General features: G+C 56.5%; 22 protein-coding genes. 8 read left to right on the plus strand and 14 right to left on the minus strand.

Features of this window, described 5'->3' with window-relative positions; translation table 11 throughout:
• Positions 1-59 precede the first annotated feature (59 nt).
• Both QC823_RS08790 and ettA read left to right on the plus strand, forming a co-directional pair.
• Positions 60-305, plus strand: a complete 246-nt coding sequence (locus QC823_RS08790; RefSeq protein ID WP_309655972.1) for a PA3496 family putative envelope integrity protein — start codon at positions 60-62, stop codon at positions 303-305.
• A gap of 132 nt (positions 306-437) precedes the next feature.
• On the plus strand, positions 438-2,099 hold the full coding sequence (gene ettA, locus QC823_RS08795) for an energy-dependent translational throttle protein EttA (RefSeq protein ID WP_309655973.1): 1,662 nt from the start codon (positions 438-440) through the stop codon (positions 2,097-2,099).
• Positions 2,100-2,279: 180 nt separating this feature from the next.
• Here ettA and QC823_RS08800 read toward each other — a convergent pair whose 3' ends face one another.
• The 6 genes from QC823_RS08800 to phaR form a co-directional block, all read right to left on the minus strand.
• On the minus strand, positions 2,280-2,621 hold the full coding sequence (locus QC823_RS08800; RefSeq protein ID WP_309655974.1) for a histidine triad nucleotide-binding protein: 342 nt from the start codon (positions 2,619-2,621) through the stop codon (positions 2,280-2,282).
• 126 nt (positions 2,622-2,747) lie between these two features.
• Positions 2,748-4,115 carry an RNA-guided endonuclease IscB gene (gene iscB, locus QC823_RS08805; protein ID WP_309655975.1) on the minus strand — a complete coding sequence of 456 codons (1,368 nt, stop codon included), beginning with the start codon at positions 4,113-4,115 and terminating at the stop codon, positions 2,748-2,750.
• A 327-nt stretch (positions 4,116-4,442) separates the two neighbouring features.
• Positions 4,443-5,315: a phosphoribulokinase gene (locus QC823_RS08810; protein ID WP_309655976.1), complete on the minus strand. Its 873-nt coding sequence runs from the start codon at positions 5,313-5,315 to the stop codon at positions 4,443-4,445.
• Positions 5,315-5,782, minus strand: coding sequence for an acyl-CoA thioesterase (locus QC823_RS08815; protein ID WP_309655977.1), 468 nt, complete (start codon positions 5,780-5,782; stop codon positions 5,315-5,317). Before QC823_RS08815 ends, QC823_RS08810 begins: the two co-directional genes overlap by 1 nt.
• Before the next feature lie 36 nt (positions 5,783-5,818).
• Positions 5,819-7,114, minus strand: a complete 1,296-nt coding sequence (purD, locus tag QC823_RS08820) for a phosphoribosylamine--glycine ligase (RefSeq protein WP_309655978.1) — start codon at positions 7,112-7,114, stop codon at positions 5,819-5,821.
• A 78-nt stretch (positions 7,115-7,192) separates the two neighbouring features.
• Positions 7,193-7,702 carry a polyhydroxyalkanoate synthesis repressor PhaR gene (gene phaR / locus QC823_RS08825; RefSeq protein WP_309655979.1) on the minus strand — a complete coding sequence of 170 codons (510 nt, stop codon included), beginning with the start codon at positions 7,700-7,702 and terminating at the stop codon, positions 7,193-7,195.
• A gap of 128 nt (positions 7,703-7,830) precedes the next feature.
• Here phaR and QC823_RS08830 point away from each other — a divergent pair, with 128 nt between their 5' ends.
• Positions 7,831-8,544, plus strand: a complete 714-nt coding sequence (locus tag QC823_RS08830) for a 16S rRNA (uracil(1498)-N(3))-methyltransferase (protein ID WP_309655980.1) — start codon at positions 7,831-7,833, stop codon at positions 8,542-8,544.
• A 23-nt stretch (positions 8,545-8,567) separates the two neighbouring features.
• On the opposite strand, the gene rloA3 is transcribed toward QC823_RS08830, so the two are convergent.
• From rloA3 to QC823_RS08860, 6 genes are all read right to left on the minus strand, one after another.
• Complete coding sequence (gene rloA3, locus QC823_RS08835) at positions 8,568-9,173, minus strand: retropepsin-like aspartic peptidase RloA3 (protein ID WP_479715091.1); 606 nt, start codon at positions 9,171-9,173, stop codon at positions 8,568-8,570.
• 23 nt (positions 9,174-9,196) lie between these two features.
• Positions 9,197-10,438 (minus strand): lytic murein transglycosylase, encoded by a 1,242-nt coding sequence (locus QC823_RS08840; RefSeq protein WP_309655982.1) that lies wholly within the window; start codon positions 10,436-10,438, stop codon positions 9,197-9,199.
• Positions 10,439-10,500: 62 nt separating this feature from the next.
• Positions 10,501-10,989: a DUF3429 domain-containing protein gene (locus QC823_RS08845; protein WP_309655983.1), complete on the minus strand. Its 489-nt coding sequence runs from the start codon at positions 10,987-10,989 to the stop codon at positions 10,501-10,503.
• Positions 10,990-11,006: 17 nt separating this feature from the next.
• Positions 11,007-12,419 (minus strand): DASH family cryptochrome, encoded by a 1,413-nt coding sequence (locus tag QC823_RS08850; protein WP_309656029.1) that lies wholly within the window; start codon positions 12,417-12,419, stop codon positions 11,007-11,009.
• Complete coding sequence (locus QC823_RS08855; RefSeq protein ID WP_309655984.1) at positions 12,419-12,583, minus strand: DUF2256 domain-containing protein; 165 nt, start codon at positions 12,581-12,583, stop codon at positions 12,419-12,421. Before QC823_RS08855 ends, QC823_RS08850 begins: the two co-directional genes overlap by 1 nt.
• 232 nt (positions 12,584-12,815) lie before the next feature.
• Positions 12,816-13,505, minus strand: coding sequence for a CBS domain-containing protein (locus QC823_RS08860; protein WP_309655985.1), 690 nt, complete (start codon positions 13,503-13,505; stop codon positions 12,816-12,818).
• Between the two features lie 256 nt (positions 13,506-13,761).
• Here QC823_RS08860 and QC823_RS08865 point away from each other — a divergent pair, with 256 nt between their 5' ends.
• Complete coding sequence (locus tag QC823_RS08865) at positions 13,762-14,742, plus strand: J domain-containing protein (RefSeq protein ID WP_309655986.1); 981 nt, start codon at positions 13,762-13,764, stop codon at positions 14,740-14,742.
• 26 nt (positions 14,743-14,768) lie between these two features.
• Complete coding sequence (locus QC823_RS08870; protein ID WP_309655987.1) at positions 14,769-15,200, plus strand: hypothetical protein; 432 nt, start codon at positions 14,769-14,771, stop codon at positions 15,198-15,200.
• Here QC823_RS08870 and QC823_RS08875 read toward each other — a convergent pair.
• On the minus strand, positions 15,117-17,417 hold the full coding sequence (locus QC823_RS08875) for a mechanosensitive ion channel domain-containing protein (RefSeq protein ID WP_309656030.1): 2,301 nt from the start codon (positions 17,415-17,417) through the stop codon (positions 15,117-15,119). The two genes, QC823_RS08870 and QC823_RS08875, sit on opposite strands and share 84 nt — an antisense overlap.
• A gap of 143 nt (positions 17,418-17,560) precedes the next feature.
• On the opposite strand from QC823_RS08875, the gene QC823_RS08880 reads away from it, so the two are divergent.
• Positions 17,561-18,574: an amidoligase family protein gene (locus QC823_RS08880; protein ID WP_309655988.1), complete on the plus strand. Its 1,014-nt coding sequence runs from the start codon at positions 17,561-17,563 to the stop codon at positions 18,572-18,574.
• Between the two features lie 73 nt (positions 18,575-18,647).
• Complete coding sequence (locus QC823_RS08885) at positions 18,648-19,319, plus strand: gamma-glutamyl-gamma-aminobutyrate hydrolase family protein (protein WP_309655989.1); 672 nt, start codon at positions 18,648-18,650, stop codon at positions 19,317-19,319.
• On the opposite strand, the gene tpx is transcribed toward QC823_RS08885, so the two are convergent.
• Positions 19,311-19,811, minus strand: coding sequence for a thiol peroxidase (gene tpx / locus QC823_RS08890; protein WP_309655990.1), 501 nt, complete (start codon positions 19,809-19,811; stop codon positions 19,311-19,313). The two genes, QC823_RS08885 and tpx, sit on opposite strands and share 9 nt — an antisense overlap.
• A 114-nt stretch (positions 19,812-19,925) precedes the next feature.
• Between tpx and QC823_RS08895 the strand changes: the two genes are divergently transcribed.
• Positions 19,926-20,660 (plus strand): glutamine amidotransferase, encoded by a 735-nt coding sequence (locus QC823_RS08895; protein ID WP_309655991.1) that lies wholly within the window; start codon positions 19,926-19,928, stop codon positions 20,658-20,660.
• Positions 20,661-20,702 lie beyond the last annotated feature (42 nt).

Raw genomic sequence — 20,702 nt, forward strand, 5'->3', positions numbered from 1 at the left:
CGGTTGCGTAGGGAAATCGTATATTGCCGGTTAGCCGGCCTGGGTTGGAGAGCCTCACAATGAGCCGTGACCCCTTAAATCGTGATGTGTATTCACGCCGTGACGACAACGCTGCTGATTTTGATCACGATGAGACGGAAAGCAGTGATGCCGCTAATGATGACGCGGTGAATGATCACTACCATGGCCGCAGCCGCGCCCATAAAAGCGATACACTCCGCGCTCGCCGCCGAGTTGAAGCATTACTTGATGAACGCCGCCTGCAACGCGCCATCGCCGACGATTGGGCGGATGAATCAGCGTAATTTCATTCACTGAATACACTGAGCATTCACCCACAATGCTGGCCTTTCCAGACGCTCGGCACTATCATCATGTGCCTGGTCATCGTGCTTTCAGCACGCTGCTATTTTCGTTTACCAACTAATCGGATTTCCATGGCGCAATACGTATTCACCATGAATCGGGTCGGCAAAATCGTGCCACCCAAGAAACAAATTCTCAAAGATATCTCGCTGTCTTTTTTCCCAGGGGCCAAAATCGGTGTGCTGGGCTTAAACGGGGCGGGTAAATCCACACTGCTGCGTATTATGGCCGGTGTCGATACAGAGTTTGAAGGTGAAGCTCGTGCGATGCCAGGCATCAACGTAGGCTACCTCCCTCAGGAGCCAGAACTCGACGACGAAAAAAACGTTCGCGATACCGTCGAAGAGGCACTAGGGGCACTGAAAGAGGCCCAGGAAAAACTCGATGCGGTTTACATGGCTTACGCCGAGCCGGATGCGGATTTCGACGCGTTAGCCTCTGAACAGGCACGCCTTGAAGACATCATCGAAGCCGCCGATGCGCACAACATTGAGCGTAAGCTTGAGGTCGCTGGCGAGGCTCTGCGTTTGCCCCCGTGGGAGGCGAAAGTCGGCAACCTTTCCGGGGGTGAGCGCCGCCGCGTGGCCCTTTGTCGCTTGCTGTTATCCAGCCCAGATATGCTGCTGCTCGACGAGCCGACCAACCACCTTGATGCCGAGTCAGTGGCGTGGCTTGAGCGCTTCCTCCACGATTATAACGGCACCGTGGTGGCGATCACCCACGACCGCTACTTCCTCGACAACGTCGCGGGCTGGATTCTCGAACTCGACCGTGGCCAAGGCATTCCATTCGAAGGCAACTACTCGCAGTGGCTGGAGCAGAAAGAGCAGCGTCTAGGCCAAGAAGCCAAGCAGGAAGCCTCGCGCCAGAAAGCAATCAAGCAGGAGCTTGAGTGGGTGCGCTCGAACTCGAAGGGTCGCCAAGCGAAAAGCAAAGCACGCCTCAATCGCTTTGAAGAAATGCAGTCCGGCGATTTCCAAAAGCGCAACGAGACCAACGAAATTTATATTCCGCCCGGCCCACGGCTTGGCGACAAGGTCATCGAGTTTCACAACGTCACCAAGCGCTTTGACGACAAGCTGCTTTACGAAGACCTTACCTTTACCGTGCCGCCGGGGGCAATTGTCGGGATTGTCGGCGGTAACGGCGCGGGTAAATCGACGATGTTCAAACTGATCACGGGCAAAGAACAGCCTGATGCGGGCGAGGTCATCGTCGGTGAAACCGTTGAGATCGCTTACGTTGAGCAGCTGCGCGACGCGTTAGACGATAAGCAAACCGTGTGGGAAGCAGTCTCCGACGGTCAGGATATTCTTAACATTAACGGTTATGAAGTCTCCTCGCGGGCCTATGTGGGTCGTTTTAACTTTAAGGGTAACGATCAACAGAAACGCTTGGATGAGTTATCCGGCGGTGAACGTGGCCGCTTGCAGCTAGCGCAAACGCTCAAACAAGGCGCCAACGTGCTGCTGCTCGATGAGCCTTCTAACGATCTGGATATCGAAACCCTGCGCGCGCTGGAAGAAGCGCTTTTGGCCTTCCCCGGCTGCGCCATGGTGATCTCGCACGACCGCTGGTTCCTCGACCGTATCGCGACGCACATCCTCGCCTTTGAAGGCGATTCCCACGTCGAATTCTTCGAGGGTAACTACACCGACTACGAAGAAGACCACAAAAAACGCGTCGGCAACGACACGCCCAAGCGGATGAAGTACAAGCGCATCGATGCGTAAACGCCACCGCCGTGTGTGCTCATAAGCTGTGCGCACACAAGCTTGCGCGTACTTACAAAAAGGGGCGGCCATCGTGGTCGCCCCTTTTTGTTAGTGTCGTCCTTTGACGAGTTCAAGGTCCGCAATCACCGTTCGCCCTGAGCCTGTCGAAGGGTGTACGGCGTCTCTTCTGTTACGCCTTTACCCTGCCGGCCAGGTAAATTCGCGCCCGCCCATCAAGTGCATGTGGATATGATAAACGGTCTGACCGCCCATTTCGTTACAGTTCATCACCACGCGGTAGCCATCATCGGCAAAGCCTTTCTCTTTGGCTAACTTGGCCGCGGTGTGCTGCAACCGGCCAACGATGGTCAAGTCCCCTTCTTCAATATCATTCAGGGTGGCGATATGCTTTTTAGGAATAATAAGTATATGCGTGGGCGCTTGTGGATTAATGTCGTTGAACGCCAACACGTCATCATCCTCGTAGACGATATCCGAGGGGATCTCGCGGTTGATGATCTTGCAGAACAAACACTCCATGGCACGCTCCTAGGTTGTTATCTTTCACACAGTTTCATTGCGTTGTCGTTTCATCAGATTTTGCGCGGGAAAACCGGACCTTTTAGTGCCGGGAGGGATAGCGCGTCGTGCGAAGCATGACCTGGATTACGCTACCGCCTGCCCCACATCTCCTCTCAGGTTAATGGCCGGTAAAAGGTGATAGCCGTAGCCATCACCGCGCTGGATCACGGTGCAGTGTTTGTGCGAAATGCCTTGCACCGCACCCTGTTCGGTCTGGATGTTAAAGCTGCCGGTTTTACGCACCGCGACACGGCCCGTATGGGTGCCCGTTTTCTTGCCGGTGGGCACGATGGCGTTGACCATATCGCCGGTCTGAAAGCCGTGTACCTGCTTTTGGCGCATTAAAACGCCCCGGCGAAAGCCGTATTTATCCAGCCGTGTGCGTTGATAACTGCCTCGCCCGGTGGCTTTGATCGTTAATGTCGGCACCTGCCAATCGTGCAGGGCATCGAGTGGGCCGACACAGGCCGCGTCCAGGGCATGGGTTTTGGGGATGCCAAGATGCTGGCGGTTGTACTTGGTACGACCACCCGTACCCACGGCGACCGGCAAGCCGGTGGCTTTAAGGGCATTAAACAGTGCCCATCGTGTCGCATTGACCGCGCTAGCGTCACTTAGCAGGCGTTGCTGTTGGCGCTGCACCCGCTCAAGCCGCGCTTCGGCGGTGTGACCGTTGGCTTTCAAGCGACGGCGCAGCCCTTTGCTCGTGGCGAAAAAACGGGCAAGTGGCTGGCTATCCTTCTCGGTATTGCAGTCGTGGCAACTTAAGGTCAAATTGCTAATCCGGTTTGATCCCCCTTGGCTGCGCGCCACGATATGCTCGACTTCCAGCGGGGTGTCGGTGGCGCCGCAGTAGGCACACTCGCGACCCCACTTTTCCAGCAGGTATTCGCGAACTTCGTACCCCAGCAAGGTGCCTTGCTGGTATTCGACGCCGCTGATCTCGGGGTTTGCCAGCTTTTGCGTATCAAAGCGTACTAATTCCTGATCCAGGGCGGTGATCGGTGCTAGCTTGCACAATCGATCTACCCAGGCCATCACCGTATCGACACGATGCTGAAGGCTGGGCGCCAGCCAACCCTTGGGCTTGGTGCGATTATCGAAGCGTGGGGCACGGTAGCGCAAATTGGCTGAACGGCGGCGACGCCGAAAAGCGGCTCGTTGTTGCAACGCTTTTTTAATCTGGAAGCCACGATGCACCAACTCAAACAAGCAAAGGACGTTCTGCCCATTATCGGCCTCACGCACCACGGCCAAGCCGGTCGTCTTGCTGCCGGGATCGAGTTTCAAGCGCAGCGGTTGTGTGTCACCACCCACCCGATCTTTGAGCCGAATGGTGAACGGATAGCGTTTATGCACCACGGCGCGACCGCGCGCCAGCAACAGCCTTGCGCGTTTCTCGCTGCACGGCATCAACGGGCGCTTTTGTTTGTCCAATACGAAAACCGCCATGCGATTTTCTCCTGTGTTAATGCCCTTACGGGCCTTGTGTCGCGGGGCTTGAGCCCCGTCTCCCCTCGGGAATGTCGATAACCGGCTCCTGCCTCGCGGCAGCGATCAGAACCTTCGGCGCTTTACCTTTCGCCCGGGCGGCGTACCGCAGCATGATCCTGACCTTTCAGAGCAGCGGACTGAGGAAGCATCCACTGGTGAGTCTTAACGACCTGTTATCAACGTAGCGGGTTGGTTACCGCTCTCCCTGGTCAACCTGGCTTGCTTTCACAAGCCTCCGGCTTCAGCCGGAGGTGATTGACTACGTTGTCTGCGTTGACCGCCAGCTTAGCGAAAGCGGCGCTGGGCGAGCAAGTGACGCACCAGCGGGGCCAAGATCAACTCCATCGCCAACGACATCCGCGACCCTGGCACCACCAGCGTATGCGGGCGGGTCATGAATGCGCCTTGAATCATCGCCAATAACCACGGGAAGTCGACGGTTGACGGGTCACGAAAGCGAATCACCACGAACGACTCGGAATCCGTGGGGATATCCTGCACCTCAAAGGGGTTGGAGGTGTCCACCGTTGGCACACGCTGAAAGTTAATGTGCGTGCGCGAAAACTGCGGTTGGATATAGCGCACGTAGTCATCCATGCGCCCTAGGATAGTGTCGATCACCGCTTCCTGCGAGTAGCCGCGCATCTTGGTATCGCGATCAATTTTTTGGATCCACTCCAAGTTCATGGTGGGCGCCACGCCGATCAACAAATCCACATGGCGGGCAATATCAAACTCGGGCGTCACCAACCCCCCGTGCAGGCCTTCATAGAAGAGCAAATCCGTACCACAAGGGAGCGACTGCCACTCGGTAAACGTGCCCACCTGGTAGCCGGCTTCGATTTTTTGCTTATCTTCGGCATGGATGTAGTGGCGAAAATGCCCAGTGCCGTGCTCGCCGTACTCGGTAAAAAGCCCTTCGAGCCGATCAAGCAGATTGGCCTCTACCGCGAAGTGTGAGAGCTCATCTTTTCGCTCAGGCTCCTCGCGGAACATGCGATGCAACTCACTGCGGGTATAGCGATGAAACGCATCTCCATCCACCATCGCCGCGTGCACGTCTTCACGCTGAAACATGCGCTCAAAACTGCGCCTGACCGTCGTCGTTCCGGCACCGGACGAACCGGTCACGGCAATGATGGGGTATTCGCGGGACATTAGTGCTCACTCACCTTGGATTGGGCGTTTGAAAGCGCCTGCTTCACCGCCTCAGGTACAGCAACAGGGCGCCCGCCGGCTGGGTCGATCAGCAGCAAATTGAGCCGCGCGGTGGCCACTACCTGCTCGCTATTGTCTTTATTAAGATCACGCTTGAGCACGCGGTGGTACACCGTCAACGCTTTGCCCTCCGGAATTGGTACGGCGGTTTCGACGACCAGCATTTCCGGGCAGTGCGCTTCGCTTTGGTACTGCACGGCGAGATCCGCCACCACGCTAGGGTAGCCGGCAAGATCCCACTCGGGCAGGTCCAGCGCTAGCAAGGCCTGCAAGCGCGCTTCGTGCAAAAGCGACACCAATGCATCGTGCCCGAGGTGACGGCCATAGTTCATATCGGTTACCCGCACCGCGAGAGGGTGACGGTGAATCAGCGCCTCATCTGGAAAGTCGAGCTTTACGCGCTCCATAGCGGTTTCCTTTGGTTGGTTGTGCGGTACCTGACCTTAATCGCGTGCCTGCTCCCGTACAATCGCGCGGTAGCCAATATCGCGACGATATTCAACTCCTTCCCAGTGAATCGCGCTAACCCCTTGATACGCTTGCTCTTGCGCTTTTGATACGCTCTCTCCCAGTGCTGTCACGCACAGCACACGCCCGCCGGCGGTGGTCACTTCGCCCGCGTTCGAAAGCGCCGTACCCGCATGGAAGACTTTGCAGCCACGCTTTTCGGCGACGTCGATACCGTCAATTACATCCGCTTTGCGGTAGCTTCCCGGGTAACCGCCGGCCGCCATCACCACGCCAACGGCGGAGCGGCGATCCCACTCGCAGGCCTTACCGGCCAGTTTGCCTTGGGCACCCGCGAGGCACAGCTCGGTTAAGTCCGAGGTTAAGCGCAGCATGATCGGCTGGGTTTCCGGGTCACCAAAGCGGCAGTTGTATTCGATCACTTTGGGGTTGCCCGCGGGGTCGATCATCAGCCCCGCATAAAGAAAGCCGGTGTAAGCGTTGCCCTCGTCGGCCATGCCGCGCACGGTGGGCAAAATCACCTGCTCCATGATGCGCGCGTCGACCTCGGGCGTCACCACCGGCGCGGGCGAATAAGCGCCCATCCCACCGGTGTTGGGGCCGCTGTCGCCGTCATAGGCGCGCTTATGATCTTGGCTCGTGGCCATGGGCACCACGTTTTCGCCGTCGACCATGACGATAAAGCTCGCCTCTTCGCCGTCCAGGAACTCCTCGATCACCACCCGCGCGCCAGCGTCGCCAAAGGCGTTGGCTTCGAGCATGTCGCGAATAGCGGCTTCGGCTTCGACCTCGGTCATCGCCACAATGACGCCCTTGCCCGCCGCAAGGCCATCGGCCTTGATCACAATCGGCGCGCCCTTTTCGCTTAGGTAAGCAAGTGCAGGCTCAACGGCGGTAAAGGTTTGGTAATCAGCGGTCGGGATCTGATGGCGGGCCAGAAAGTCTTTGGTGAAGGATTTTGAACCTTCCAGCTGCGCGGCCGCTTGGGTCGGGCCGAAGATAGTGAGCCCTACCGCCTGAAAACGGTCGACTACGCCTTCCACCAGCGGTGCTTCCGGCCCCACCACCGTTAAGCCCACCTGCGTTTGGGTGGCCAGCGTCACCAGGCCGTCAAGGTCAGTGGCGGCAACGTCCACGTTGGTGAGCTTCGGCTCAATCGCGGTGCCGGCGTTACCTGGCGCGACCAGCACCTCTTCCACTTGCTCAGACTGGGCCAGTTTCCACGCCAACGCGTGTTCGCGGCCACCGCCGCCGATCATCAAAACCTTCATGCTTATCCTTTCACTGGGTAGGTTTTTTTCTGGTTGGTGCCATCGCGGCGGTATCAATAAACACCGCGATGCTAGGTGCTAGCTACCGGACTTATCGTTGGTTTTTTCTGATGTATCAGGCTCATCGCTTTTTTCGCTTTTCTCTCCTTCGTGGAAGGGAGGGCCGGCTTGGTTAAAGGTTTTTTGCCAGAAACGCATATTCTCCTCGGCCATTTCCCGCATCAGCTCCATGGGCGAGTGGCGCATCGCTTGCTGCCACTGATTCTGCATGCGTTTTTGCTGCTGCATCATCAGCTGCGTGCCCTGCTCTAGGTATCGCGCCAGCGGCAGCGGCGAGGACATGTCATACACGCGAATCAGTTTGGCAAGCAAATCGTTGGAAAATACTTCAGCCTCACTATCGGCTTGCTCTTGTTCGATAATAATCGAGAGCAAAATCGTGCGAGTGATGTCTTCGCCGCTTTTGGCCTCCTCCACTCGGAAAGGCGCTTCGTCTAAAATCAGCTGACGCAAATCTTCCAATGTGACGTAGCGACTTTGCTGCGTATCGTACAACCGGCGATTGGCATACTTACGAATCACGCGCACGGCGACTCTCCTTAAAACACGAAAAAAGCTGTTATTCTCTTAATTGCTATTGTGCCTGCCCTGCGCTGCTATGCAAGCACAGCGCGCGGTCCATTAGCCACCACGCCCCAGTAGAGCACAACAACCGCATGAATTTGATTTTATTAGACCCGCAAGACACGAGCACGCAAAACCGCGTGATTATTCGCGACTTGCGCCGTTTACGCCACTTGAAAGAGGTTCACCGCGCGAAGCCCGGCGCTCGCCTGACGGTGGGGCTTGAAGGGGGGCTGATGGGCACGGCAACGCTGACCGCTTTGGATGGCGAGCACGCAAGCTTTACTCTAGAGGCGCTAGACACCCCACCGCCTCCGGCGCTGCCAGTGCATTTGGTGCTAGCGCTTCCGCGCCCGCGCATGCTCGCCCGCACCCTCGAGCACGTCACGGCCTTAGGCGTTAAAGACATTACGCTGCTGCACACCAAGCGCGTGGAAAAAAGCTACTGGCAGTCGCCGGAGCTTACGCCAGAAAAAATACATCAGCATCTGATCCTCGGCCTTGAACAAGCCAAAGATACCATGCTGCCCACGGTGACGCTGCGTAAAGGGTTTCGCCCTTTTGTTGAGGACATACTGCCAACGCTTCTCACCGAGCGGCGTGGGCTACTCGCCCACCCCGGGATGGCGAACGCCTGCCCGCGCGGCGTTACGTCGCCGGCGCTGTTATTGATCGGCCCGGAAGGCGGTTTCATTGATTGGGAAGTCGAAAAACTGCTTGAGGCGGGCTGCGAGGGCATGCACCTTGGCCCTCGCATTTTGCGGGTCGAAACCGCCGTGACGGCGCTGTTAGCGCGCCTTTTTTGAGCGTTCACGACATACACCGAGCATTAATCATCGGATTTATGAGGCACCACCGGTGCATCGTCATCGCACGCAGGTGTTTTGCGCAAGAACGTTTTGCGCACATCCAGCAACCCTAAATGGCGGATGGTACGGCGCCCAAGAAGCAACGGGTAATTCATATCCCCACGGTCGCGCAGGCTAAACTGTTCTTCGTAGATGGTATCGCCGATGCACACCTCGATAAGAACCACCGGGCGCTCGTCTAGGCCACCGGCGCCTCGCAACCTCAGATCGCGGTACAGGGGGCGTTCGATCACGTCGCTAAACACGTCGCCGCTCGCTAGATTCTCAAGCTTTAGGCGAAAGCGCACCCACTCCTCGCCTTCTCGCTTGAAGGTTTCGATATCGCGGGCATCAAGCGATGAGGTTAACGCCCCGCTATCCAACTTCGCTTTTACTTGGATATCCCAAGGCTTGACGACCGCATTTTCAACCCAACCAAAAACGCGGTCCGCGTTTGAATCTTGCGGCATCTTTTCTGCTTGAGCCGCACTGATCGCGAAACCTATAACTGCGAAACCTATGATCGCAGAACCTTTGATCGCAGAACGTATGGCGACCCAAAATGCAGCCAGCGCAAAACGGCGCATCATATGTCTCCTGAAAACGTGTCTTATTGGCGATTTTTCAACCGTTCTAAAAGCGCCTGGGTAGCAAAGCCGTCCGGTGTCAGGCCTTGATTACGCTGAAACTCACGCAGGCCGCGACGGGTATTCGGCCCCATAATGCCGTCAGCCCCGCCGACGTGGTAACCAGCGGCATTGAGTTGGCGCTGCAATTCGCGTACATCGTCACGCGTTAGCGGCGCTTGTTCACGGGGCCAGCCGTGCTGAATACCCTCGCGACCGGCAATCGCATCGCTTAACGTGCCCACCGCCAGGGCGTAGCTGGTGGCGTTGTTGTAGCGCAAAATAGCGCGAAAATTCGGCCCGACCATAAACGCGGGGCCATCCGCTCCGGCTGGCACGATCACGGCGGCGTCGCCAAGATCGGGAAGTTCCCCGCTGACCGCGCGCACGCCCTGAGCCGACCAGGCATCGCGGCTGCGACGCTCAGTTTGCGCGTAATCGAAATCATCCGGCAGCGTGACCTCAGTGCCCCACGTTTGGCCCGGCTGCCAACCTGCCTTAGCGAGATAGTTGGCGGTAGAGGCCATCACATCGGCAATACTGCCCCAGATATCACGCCGGCCATCGCCGTCACCGTCGACGGCGTACGCTTCATAGCTTGAGGGAATAAACTGTGTGTGTCCCATGGCCCCGGCCCAGGAGCCGATCATTTTATCGGCGGCAATATCGCCACTGTCGATAATACGCAGCGCGGCCAGAAGCTCTCCGCGAGCGAAGTCACGTCGACGCCCGTCGTACGCCAGGGTGGCAAACGCATCGAGGGCCGAGAAGCTGCCAAAGTTGCTACCGTAATTACTCTCGATACCCCAAATAGCGACGACGGTCTCAGCAGGAACACCGTAGCGCTGCTCCATTTGTTCCGCTGTGCCGCGGTAATCGCCCAGTTTTTCACGTCCGTTATTAATCCGCGTGCGGGAGACGGCGGTATCTAAATATTCCCAGATGGGGCGCACGAACTCGGGTTGGTAACGATCAAGCTCAATCACACGTTTGCGCAAGCGGACGTTATCTAATGCCTGCGTTAGCGTGCGCTCACTTATGCCCTGCGAGGCGGCATACTGACGAAAATCTTCCCGCCAGGCGCGAAAATCAGCGTAGTGAACCTCTACGGCTGCTTGGGTGTCCACTTCGGCCAGGAGGTTTTGTTCGGCAGCGGCGGGTAATCCAACCAATGTCAGGCTCAAAAGAGAGCTTACGAGCACGCTGCGCGGGGTAAATAGAGGCATCAAGTGTCTTCCTTGGGGGTCCATAGTATGGCCACGATGATCACTCACAATGACCTCAAACGCTAGCCCCAAGCGCTGCTACCAAGCCGTGTGATCATGCCGATATGCGCAAGCACCACGGCCACGGTCAGCACCGAGCGTAGTAGTAAGTACCAAGCCGGCCAACCCAGGCGCCCTTCACGGCTTAGGTCATACGCCCACACCAACACAAAGCCAATCATTATCACCCACACACCGGTGACGGGGCTGAACATTAACGCCGGCCACGCCATAAGGCTTGGCACCATCGCCATGAGCAAACGACGGATATCCCCCGGGTGGCGCTGATGATCGGCACGTTGAATAACGGCCCCCCAATGAACACCACCTAAAAACGACAAAATCACGGCGCCGTAATAAAGAAACCCGTACACCGCGCTAACTTGCCACACCCTTGGCCCCCAAAAGGCAATCCCGAGAGACAACCCAAAAGGCAACAATCCCGCCAAGCCAAGTAACCAAGCCGTTTTGCCACGACTGTTCAACGTGTTTTTTTCTTGCGGTGGCGACATTGGCTCTCCTTTTACGCTTAGGTGTGCGAAGCGCCTGCGTGATTAATTAGCCAGCGCTGCCAGGCGCCGGGCTCCACCACGGGGGGTGAAAAGGATTCTGGCAGCACACGCCAGGGCTGTTGGCGCGCGAGGTCACAGGGTAACGCGCGAAGTTCCGGCAGCCAATTGGCGACATAAAAACCTTTCGGGTCATAGTGGCCCGCTTGCTTTAGCACGTTAAAATAACGCTCCTGACGCGGGTCGCGGCCTATACCTGCGATATAGCCCCAATTGCCCCAGTTGCTGGCCACATCGTAATCGATCAAACAGTGTTCAAACCACGCGGCACCCAAGCGCCAGTCAACGCCTAAATCCTTTACCAGAAAGCTTGCCGCGTTCTGACGTGCGCGATTGGATATCCATCCCGTTAGACGCAGCTCACGCATGGCGGCATCAACAAACGGTAAGCCCGTGTTCCCTTCGCGCCAGGCCGTGAAGTGCGCGCAGGGTTTGGGTAGCTCGCGTGCACCGAACATAGCCGTGCCTTCAAGCTGGGCTACGCGATGGAAATACTCGCGCCAGAGCAATTCAAACGTAATCCAATAGCTTGACTCACCGCTGCCATGCTTGGCTTCCCAGGCTTTTACTTCCTGATGCACTTGGCTGGGCGAGATGCAACCGTGTGCCAACCAAGGCGAGAGACGCGTAGAAAAGTTCGACCCAAGTAAACCATTTCGGGTTTGCTTGTAAGTCGCTGGGCCATGTTGCTCCCAAACATATTCTGCCAAGCGCTCTAACCCGGCCGCCTCTCCCCCCATATACGCCAGCCCTTGACGCTCATCGGGCTCCCATGCGGCGGTAATATCACACACATTTTGTAGTGGAGGAAAGCCTCGCGAGGCCTCGGGCCACGGCGGTAGCGTCACCGGGGCAGGCAGCGGCTCGTTGAGGGTACAATGCGCCTCTACGCGGCGACGAAAAGCGGAAAAACTGTCAGGAAGCGCCTCAAGAGGAAACGGCAAGCCCTCTCGATTGATCAGTATTCCGCTTTCTATCACGTCGAGTCTTACACTTTCAGGAAGCTCGGTCTTGAGCGCTTTTATATCGGCAATTTCATCGGCACCGGATTGAGCCGCCACACGGACACACTGAGCGTTAAGCTGCTGCGCTAATGCGGCCACTTCTTCTGCTGGCGAGCCAATGCGTACAAGAAGATCGCTACCACGACGCAGCAACTCGCCGCGCAGCTCGATTAAGCTTTGCCATAAAAAACGCAGGCGTGCCGGACCAATCCGAGCAGACGTTTCACCAGGAAAAGAGGCTTCCAGCCAACGTTGATCCAATACATAGACACATAAAAGTTGCTCGGGGGGCTTTTCAAAGCGCAAGAGCGGGTTATCGGCCACACGCAACTCATTGTGCAGCCAAACAATATCCACGGTAGGCGTTATCATGCGTTAGCCTCTTTAGCCCGGCGAAACGGCTTGGCTGAGCGGCGGCAGCGCTCGCTACAATAACGCACGTCGTTCCAGCAGCGCGTCCACTTTTTACGCCAGGAAAACGGGCGATTGCAGTGTGCGCACGATTTTTGCGGTAGGTCAGCTTTGCGTCGCATGGCATCTTCGCGTTGAGGTGAGGGCAAAATCTATTCGTACAAATATTGTACGATAACACCTCAATCAATGACAATGCTGTATAGGAATAACGGTCAGACCGCAATCATGTTCGTATGACTGCGTTTTCTTGTGGTTGCTGTTACGCGTCACTGGGCATAAATGCGTTAAAAAACCGCCCAGCTTGCACTGCGCGGTTTTTATGCTCATATCAGCCGGTTTAAGAAAGCGCGTTTAGTAGCCGCCTACGCCTTTAGGCACCAAGCCCAAATTGTTCTCCACTTGTTTTACCCCTGGGGTGTTTTCGGCAGCAACCTGGACCGCTCTTTTTTGCTCGTTAGAGTCAACCAACCCCCAAAGCTCAGCAACCCCATCGCTTACGATGATGCTAATTCCCGCGACTCGCACACCGGTATTTTCATCAACTTCTTTATGGATGGCTTCGCGAATAGCGCGATCATCGCTAGGGGCTTCAGCGTGGGTAACCTCAGCGCTTGCCAGGCCTTGAAGCAAATTGGCACGGCTAACGATACCAACCAATTTATTGTCACTCACCACGGGAACGCGTTTAATGTGATGCTTTTCTAGCAAACGCGCAATTTTATGCAGCGGCGTGCTTTCATCGATGGTGAAGGGGTTGGGGGTCATCACCTCGCTTGCTTTACGCCCATGCGATTTGACGTACTCACCGGGGTCTTTCTGCCCCGAAAACAGTGAAAGCCACCACGAGCGCTCTTCGCCACCCTCGTTTTTGACGCGACGCATCAGGTCGCCTTCTGACACAATGCCGATCACTTTCTGCTCGTCATCCACAACGGGCACGGCGCTAATGCGGTGGTTTAGCAACAGTTTGGCAATCGCAGTCACATCGTCATCCGGCCCGACGCTGATCACATCATGGGTCATAATATCGGCAGCTTGCATTCAGCATTCCTCCACTCGGTTTTGATAAGCTCGGTTTTGATAATTTGAAAAGAAGTATCGTTAACTAAAGAGTAGTTGTCTCAAAGGTGAGTTTCCATATCCTCACCCTCCAATACAACCGACGTTGATCTGGCGCATACTAAGCTAACGTTCGACATTGGGCGCGTGAGGCTTGCCATCTGCCGCGTGTAAAGCGACCATTACCCGTCATTTATCCCATTACCTATTATTTACCCCATTGCCCTGGAGCCTGGGAATGTCGATTGCCCGTTTTTCCCCTTTTGAGCTGGTGCTGCTCCAAAGCCGCAGCCAAGTGGATACGGCAACGCTGCTGCTGCTGGCGTGGGTGCTTGTTAACCGCCAGCCAATTACTGACGGCCAACGACGCCGTCGCCTTGCCCAGGTGACCGCGCAATTTCGCCACGGTCATGAATTGAATCCGGTGATGGATATTGCCCAACAGCAAGATTTGCAGGCAATTCAGCTCGCCTCTGAGGTGTTGCGCAAAGAGTGTACGCAAGAGCGCAGCTTAAGCATTATGCATCAAGCGATTACCTTGGCGACCGACGACGGTACACTTTCGCTGGCGAATCATTATATCTTGCGCTTTCTGGCGGACCTTTTAGGAGTGACGCCTGAGACGCTGAGCACCCTGTTTAAAGAACTCACCGGTGAAACGCTGAAGGCACCGGAAGACATTAGCACCGAGGCTTACTGGCAACGTCACGACCCACAGTACTACGAGCGTAAAGCCCAAGAAGCCGCCGAAAAAGAGCAAGCCCAAGCACGTGCCGCAGAAGCCGAGCGGCAACAACAAGCGCAACGCGAAGAGCGCGAGCAGGAAAAACAGCGTCGCCGCCAGGAGCGTGAAGAACAAACACGCGCTAAGCGTGAGCGCGCTCAACAGGAGAAAGCCCGCCAGCGCCAGCAAAAGCAACAAGACTCGCAGCAGCGTCAGCGCGATAATCATCGCCATCAGCAACAACACGAACAACGCCATCAACACGATAAGCCGCACACTCATACGCCGCCGGATCGAACATCACGGGCGCTTGCGGTTTTGGGATTGACGCAGGGCGCTAACCGAAACGATATTCGCCGCGCTTATCGGCGCATGGCACAACTGCATCACCCTGATCGCTTTTTCTCAGAAAGCGAGCAACAAGTCGCATTGGCGTCGGCGCGTTTTCAACGCATCAAAAATGCGTATGATTACTTAATGCAAACCTATGGTTAACAGGCAGCCACGGACACTAACTCTCTATGCGTGACCTGTATCAGCGCTTAGCGCTATCGCCCCATGCCACGCCGCAGGAGCTACAAAGCGCCATTGCAACTTGCCAGCACAGTGCATTAAAGCAAGATGCCGAAGCGGTGTTAGCCATCCCCGAGCGCCGCGAGGCCTACGACCACGTGCACGCGACGGTGAGCGATATTGGCCGCTTGCGTTCACGCTTGGGGCTAACCCACGCCGCTCATTGGCAAGGCAGCGTGGCCAACGATTTCTCTTTACCGCCGGACCACGCGATTTCACGCCATGATGAGCTCGTCGATCGGGTCAGCCACGCCGTCACGCTGTATAACCGCTGGCGGCGCTTTCGGGGCACATGGCTATTCGTTGCCACCTTCGGGATTGGCGCTTGCGCGGGACTCGCCGCGGGGTTTGCCCTGTGCATGCGCCTGTGGGCGGCTTAAGGCAGTATCGTTTGCCTCTTTCTCATCTTTTTGCGCGTCGTTTGACGACTCGGAGCGCGCCTCCATATTGACACTCAAACGCGGCACACCAAGATCAATGTGTTGTGCTTCCATACGCTGTTTCAACAACAAGTTAAACGCTCGCGCGACGTCCCACTGCATTTCCGGCGCGGTGCGAAAGCGCATACGCAAAATCGGGCAGCCGTCTTCAAATGCGTCAATGCCCTGCATCTCCAGCGGCGACCAGATATGGTGACGCATCATCGGGTCCTGTCGCAGCGTTTGGGCGGTTTCTTGCATCAGCGTCGTCGCCGCATCAATTTCCATATCGAAGGGAATCCGCACTTTCATTAACGCAATACCAAATTGCCGTGACATGTTGTGAATCGACTCAATGCGACTAAACGTAATGATATGAACGACACCGTCTAGGTCGCGCAGTCGCACCGTACGCAGCGTTAACCCTTCGACCGTCCCCATGTGGTTGTTGATTTCGACGAAATCATCCACTGCCAAAGAGTCTTCGATCAGTATAAAAATACCGGTAATCAAATCCTGCACTAACGTTTGCGCCCCAAAACCGAGCGCCAAACCAATCACACCGGCACCGGCCAGCAGCGGCGTGACATTAACGCCTAGGTTTGCCAGCCCCACAATCCCGGCGATGATCAAGATCGTGACAAACATCACGTTGCGTATCATCGGCGTGATGGTTTGCGCCCTAGCCTTGTTAACGCGGCGCCCATTTGAGCGCGCCGACGAAATCAGCGCCCGCTGAATCGCGGTATCGGCAAATATCCATACGAGCCATGCCAGCAGTATCGTTGCCCCTAAGCTCAAAAGCGCCTTGCCGATAGCGGCACCTGTCACCCCCTGCTGGCCCAAGCCAAAAAGCGAGCTGCCCCACACCTGCATGAAGAGCTCAGCAAAAACACCCCACGAGCAGAGGTGCGCGAGCACAAAACCAAAGCGTTCAAGGCGCTTGCGGTACTCGCTGTAACGATGCCGGCGGTGACGACGACGTTTACTCATCCGCTCGGCATGACGACGCAAAAGGCCCGTTATCACCAGCGTGAGTACCAAGAGGCTGGCGGAAACAATGGAGCGCGCCAATGCCGTCCCCACATCACCCGCGGTGATAAAAATCGCCAGCAACGACCCCACCACCAGCAATAGCGCAGGGATATGCCACATGCCGCCCAGCACCCGGCTTAGCTCTACGGTGGTACTGGCATCGCGGCGTTGACGATACGGACGGTTGCAAATCAAATGGCGAATCGGTCGCTTAAACTTAACGATAAAGCGCACCGAAATCAGCGCGGCCACCATGTTGGCTAATACCGATACCAGCCCGGAAAGCTCATCGCCCAGCATGGTGACGAGACGGTTGGAGCTAACAGCATCGCCAAGCGCAATCAACGCACCAATCACAAAGAGCGCCCGCAGTGCGCGCTGCTGTAGCAAGCGCACTGCGGTAAAGCGGTGACCGCGGCTGAAGAAAGCGATGACCGTTTCAAAGACAACGGAGAGCGCGCGCCCGCACACACAAACATAAGCGATAACCTGTACGACAGCACGCCCTGGGCTATAGGGCAGCAATTGCCCGACCCCCAAAACCAGGGCAAACGACAGCACCCACGGCAGCATACGGCGTAAAAAGTGTACCGCGAGCAGCCAGCCACGTGGATCTCGGGGCAAATCGTGCGGCCAGCCTTGGCGGGTAGCAAAGATCCGTCCCAAGGCGATCATCACGACCAATAAGACTACCCAAATCACGGCGAGCACAGCGCCCTCTGCCGCGGTGCGAATGAGCTCTGCGCGGCTAAAATCACGCACGAGGGCTTTAAACCCCTCTCCCCCACGGCTGAGCTGTTTAGACCACTGCTCGGCAGGCGAATCGCCGCTTTGCACCTGCTGGCCAATATCGGTCAGTGTGTCGGCCAATGCTCCCAGCAAGCCTTGAGGCCCAATCACCTCGTCTTGCGTTGCCGCGCTCGCTGTTTGCAGTTCTTTCAACGATTGTAAAAGCTGCTCGCGCTGCTGCTCGTTTTCCAGCATCGTGACCACATCATCCAACGATTGCTGAAACGATTCGCTGCTGACCTCCTCGCTTTGTTCTTCACTGCTAGTGAGTCCAGGTAGCGAAACTAATTGCGCGTTGGCTTGCGGCACGAGCAAAAAGCAAAATAGCAGTATTCCAAGCATGCCCCGTCTCATGGTGGCAGCCACATTCACTGCCGTTTTGCGCTGTCGCACGTAACTCTCCTCACTCTTAACGTTCCTCATCGATGGCACTCACCGCCCTACGCCCGTCTATGATAGGCTGGGGCACTTATTTGTTCACCTCACAGGATGTCGAGATGACGCTGAAAACCCCTCCCGCCGAGGTCAATGCTGACGGCCAAACCCGCCGAGTTGGCGTAGAAATTGAATTTGCCGGTTTACCGCCCCGCGATACAGCGCAACTTGTCAGTGACATATTCGGCGGCGAGCTTAACGTTGTCAGCCCCCACCGGCTAGAAGTCAACGATACGCGCTGGGGCAATTTCAGTATTGAACTCGACACCCAGTACGCTCACCCGGATAGCAAGATATTGGATGATAGCGCGTATCTTGATACGGAATGGGCACGCCAACAGCACCAGATGCGAGTGGAGTTTCACCAAAAGACACGTGAACTGATCGGCGATATGGTGACCGGCCTGGTACCCACCGAGATTGTTTGCCCGCCCGTGCCGTGGGATGAGCTACCTAAGCTTGACGAGCTTTTCGAAGCCCTGCGCACGCACGGCGCCAAAGGCACGGATGCCAGCTTACTTTACGGGTTTGGCCTGCACTTAAACCCGGAAGCCGCGTCGCTTGATGCTGATTACCTGCTTTCGATGCTACGCGCTTATGTTCTGCTCGCTCCTTGGCTACGCGAGGAAATCAACGTCGACATCACGCGCGAAGTGTTGCCTCACGCCAACCCTTTCCCCAAAGAGTACGCGCTCAAGATTCTCGCCGCGTCTTATCGGCCTGATCTTACGACCTTGATTGACGACTACTTACACGACAACCCGACACGTAACCGCGAATTGGATATGTTGCCGCTATTTGCTCACAGCTGTCCGGATCACCCACATAAATTGCTGCACAGCAAACTCACCAAACCTCGCCCCACGTTCCATTACCGCCTGCCTAACGCGCAGCTATCCGAACCCAATTGGGGAGCCGTGACAGAGTGGAACCGCTGGGTCAACGTGGAAGAACTCGCCGCGGACCGCGATAAACTCGACAAATGCTGCGCGGCGTATATCAGCGATCAAAACCGGCCTTTCTATGTTCGCTGGCCAGAGCATATCCGCCGTTGGTGGCAACGTCGACGCGTATAACCGCGCTACGCTTAAAACGCGCTAATAGCGTCGAACTGATCGAATTTGCAGATTAAACAGAGAGTGCCGCTGAATGCCACGTCCATTGATTGGAATTACTACGTCTGACCGCAAAAGCCGTTTGGCTTATTGGTTTGATTGGTTTGCCGTTTGGCGACACGGTGGTCGCCCGGTTCGGCTTTCCCCATCTCGCCCACGCCCGGAACATCTCGACGGTTTGATCATCGGCGGCGGGGATGACATTCAAGCACATCTTTACGATGCGGAAGTGCAGCTTGATGTGCGCGTCGACCCTGACCGAGATGAGCTAGAACTGGCCCTGTTAGCGCGCTTTATCCCGCAACAAACGCCGGTATTGGGTATTTGCCGTGGCGCGCAGCTACTTAACATACACCTGGGTGGCACGCTGGATACCGACATCTATACCACCCATGAAGGGTTAAAACAGCGGCGCACGGTATTGCCACGCAAGACCGTCGATATCGTTGGAGATAGCAAGCTTCACCGGTTGTTAGGAGTGACATGGTGCCGCGTCAACAGCCTCCACCATCAAGCGGTTAACCACACCGGGGAAGGCGTCGATATCGTGGCACGCGACCGTGATGGCTTGGTGCAAGGGATTGAGTCACGAAACCACGACTTTCTCATCGGGGTGCAATGGCATCCTGAGTGGCTCATTTTCAACCGCCCCCAGCAGCGCCTTATCAGCGCCTTAGTGAAAGCGGCGAAACGGCGGCTACTTTAACGCGGCAAGCGCGGCGTCGTAATCCGGCTCGTTTTTGATCTCGCTGACCAGCTCGCTATGCAGTACACGGTCATCAGCATCAAGCACGACCACCGCACGAGCGCAGAGCCCTTCCATCCGGTTATTCTTAAACGCCACGCCCCAAGCTTCGCGAAATTCCGGATGGCGGAACGTCGAAAGCGTCTCAACATCGTCTAAACCTTCCGCACCGCAAAAGCGCAGCGTCGCAAACGGCAAATCCGCCGAGATCACCAGCACTACGGTCTCAGGGAGTGTTGATGCCACCTCATTAAATCGCCGCGCTGACGTGGCGCACGTGGGCGTATCAACACTCGGCACAATGTTTAGCACCTTGCGCTTGCCAGCGTAATCATCAAGCGTGACGTCTTTTAGCTCAACGTTGGTCAACGTCAATGCCGGGGCCGTCTCGCCCACCGTCGGCAGCGTGCCGGCTACTTCCATCGGTTCACCCGCGCGAGTCACTTGTGGCATGGTTCAATCCTCTTTCGTCATGGGAAACATAATCATTTAAAATCTTAACAGCTAATCAGCCGCTGAAGCGAATATAGCAGCTCGACATCGATTAACACCCGAGAAGGACGTTCAATGCCCTGTGATTCAGCCGTCAAACACATTGCGATTATCAAAACCGGCGACGCCTTTCCTGATGTGGTAGCCCAGCACGGCGACTTCGAAGCCCTATTCGCCCAACAGATACGTCCGGCGCTTTCAGCCAATATGACGCTTAGGGTGGTTGACGCGCCACGCGACCAAACGCTGCCCGAGCTATCGACGCTTGCGGGCATCGTGATTACCGGCTCGCACAGCATGGTTAGCGACGCCGAACCCTGGAGCGAGAACCTCAAACCTTGGCTGCGCGAAGCGCTTTCCGCCAATGTGCCGATGCTCGGCGTTTGCTATGGCCATCAGCTAATGGCAGCGGCCTTTGGCGGGGTTAGCGACTACCACCCGGCGGGGCGCGAGTCGGGCACTTACCACGTCTACTTGACGCCAGCGGGCACGGAAGACGCGCTTTTTCGCCAACTGACCAGCGCGTTTCCTGCCCACTTAACTCACGCACAGTCGGTCATTACGCCGCCACCGGGCGCCACGGTGTTGGCAAATAACACCCATGATGCGTATCAAGCGCTGCGCTACGGGCCGCGACAGTGGAGCGTGCAGTTTCACCCGGAGTTCACCCCGCCGGTGATGCGAGCGTATTTAGCCCATCAGCGCGACGCATTAGCAAAACAGGGGCAAGACAGTCACGCGTTGCAGGAGGGGGTTAGCGAAACACCGGAAGCCACGCGGCTATTCACGCATTTTATTGCGCAACTGTGATAAAACGACATTGACCCCGCCGATGGCTCGACGGGGTCAATG

Origin of the sequence: Vreelandella vilamensis, from assembly GCF_031451755.1 — a bacterium.
Lineage (GTDB): Bacteria > Pseudomonadota > Gammaproteobacteria > Pseudomonadales > Halomonadaceae > Vreelandella > Vreelandella vilamensis.

Coding starts and splice junctions, on each gene's coding strand:
- QC823_RS08790 (WP_309655972.1), top strand. CDS start 60: ATGAGCCGTGACCCCTTAAATCGTGATGTGTATTCACGCCGTGACGAC.
- ettA (WP_309655973.1), top strand. CDS start 438: ATGGCGCAATACGTATTCACCATGAATCGGGTCGGCAAAATCGTGCCA.
- QC823_RS08800 (WP_309655974.1), bottom strand. CDS start 2,621: ATGGAGTGTTTGTTCTGCAAGATCATCAACCGCGAGATCCCCTCGGAT.
- iscB (WP_309655975.1), bottom strand. CDS start 4,115: ATGGCGGTTTTCGTATTGGACAAACAAAAGCGCCCGTTGATGCCGTGC.
- QC823_RS08810 (WP_309655976.1), bottom strand. CDS start 5,315: ATGTCCCGCGAATACCCCATCATTGCCGTGACCGGTTCGTCCGGTGCC.
- QC823_RS08815 (WP_309655977.1), bottom strand. CDS start 5,782: ATGGAGCGCGTAAAGCTCGACTTTCCAGATGAGGCGCTGATTCACCGT.
- purD (WP_309655978.1), bottom strand. CDS start 7,114: ATGAAGGTTTTGATGATCGGCGGCGGTGGCCGCGAACACGCGTTGGCG.
- QC823_RS08830 (WP_309655980.1), top strand. CDS start 7,831: ATGAATTTGATTTTATTAGACCCGCAAGACACGAGCACGCAAAACCGC.
- rloA3 (WP_479715091.1), bottom strand. CDS start 9,173: ATGCGCCGTTTTGCGCTGGCTGCATTTTGGGTCGCCATACGTTCTGCG.
- QC823_RS08840 (WP_309655982.1), bottom strand. CDS start 10,438: ATGCCTCTATTTACCCCGCGCAGCGTGCTCGTAAGCTCTCTTTTGAGC.
- QC823_RS08845 (WP_309655983.1), bottom strand. CDS start 10,989: ATGTCGCCACCGCAAGAAAAAAACACGTTGAACAGTCGTGGCAAAACG.
- QC823_RS08855 (WP_309655984.1), bottom strand. CDS start 12,583: ATGCGACGCAAAGCTGACCTACCGCAAAAATCGTGCGCACACTGCAAT.
- QC823_RS08860 (WP_309655985.1), bottom strand. CDS start 13,505: ATGCAAGCTGCCGATATTATGACCCATGATGTGATCAGCGTCGGGCCG.
- QC823_RS08865 (WP_309655986.1), top strand. CDS start 13,762: ATGTCGATTGCCCGTTTTTCCCCTTTTGAGCTGGTGCTGCTCCAAAGC.
- QC823_RS08870 (WP_309655987.1), top strand. CDS start 14,769: ATGCGTGACCTGTATCAGCGCTTAGCGCTATCGCCCCATGCCACGCCG.
- QC823_RS08875 (WP_309656030.1), bottom strand. CDS start 17,417: ATGAGACGGGGCATGCTTGGAATACTGCTATTTTGCTTTTTGCTCGTG.
- QC823_RS08880 (WP_309655988.1), top strand. CDS start 17,561: ATGACGCTGAAAACCCCTCCCGCCGAGGTCAATGCTGACGGCCAAACC.
- QC823_RS08885 (WP_309655989.1), top strand. CDS start 18,648: ATGCCACGTCCATTGATTGGAATTACTACGTCTGACCGCAAAAGCCGT.
- tpx (WP_309655990.1), bottom strand. CDS start 19,811: ATGCCACAAGTGACTCGCGCGGGTGAACCGATGGAAGTAGCCGGCACG.
- QC823_RS08895 (WP_309655991.1), top strand. CDS start 19,926: ATGCCCTGTGATTCAGCCGTCAAACACATTGCGATTATCAAAACCGGC.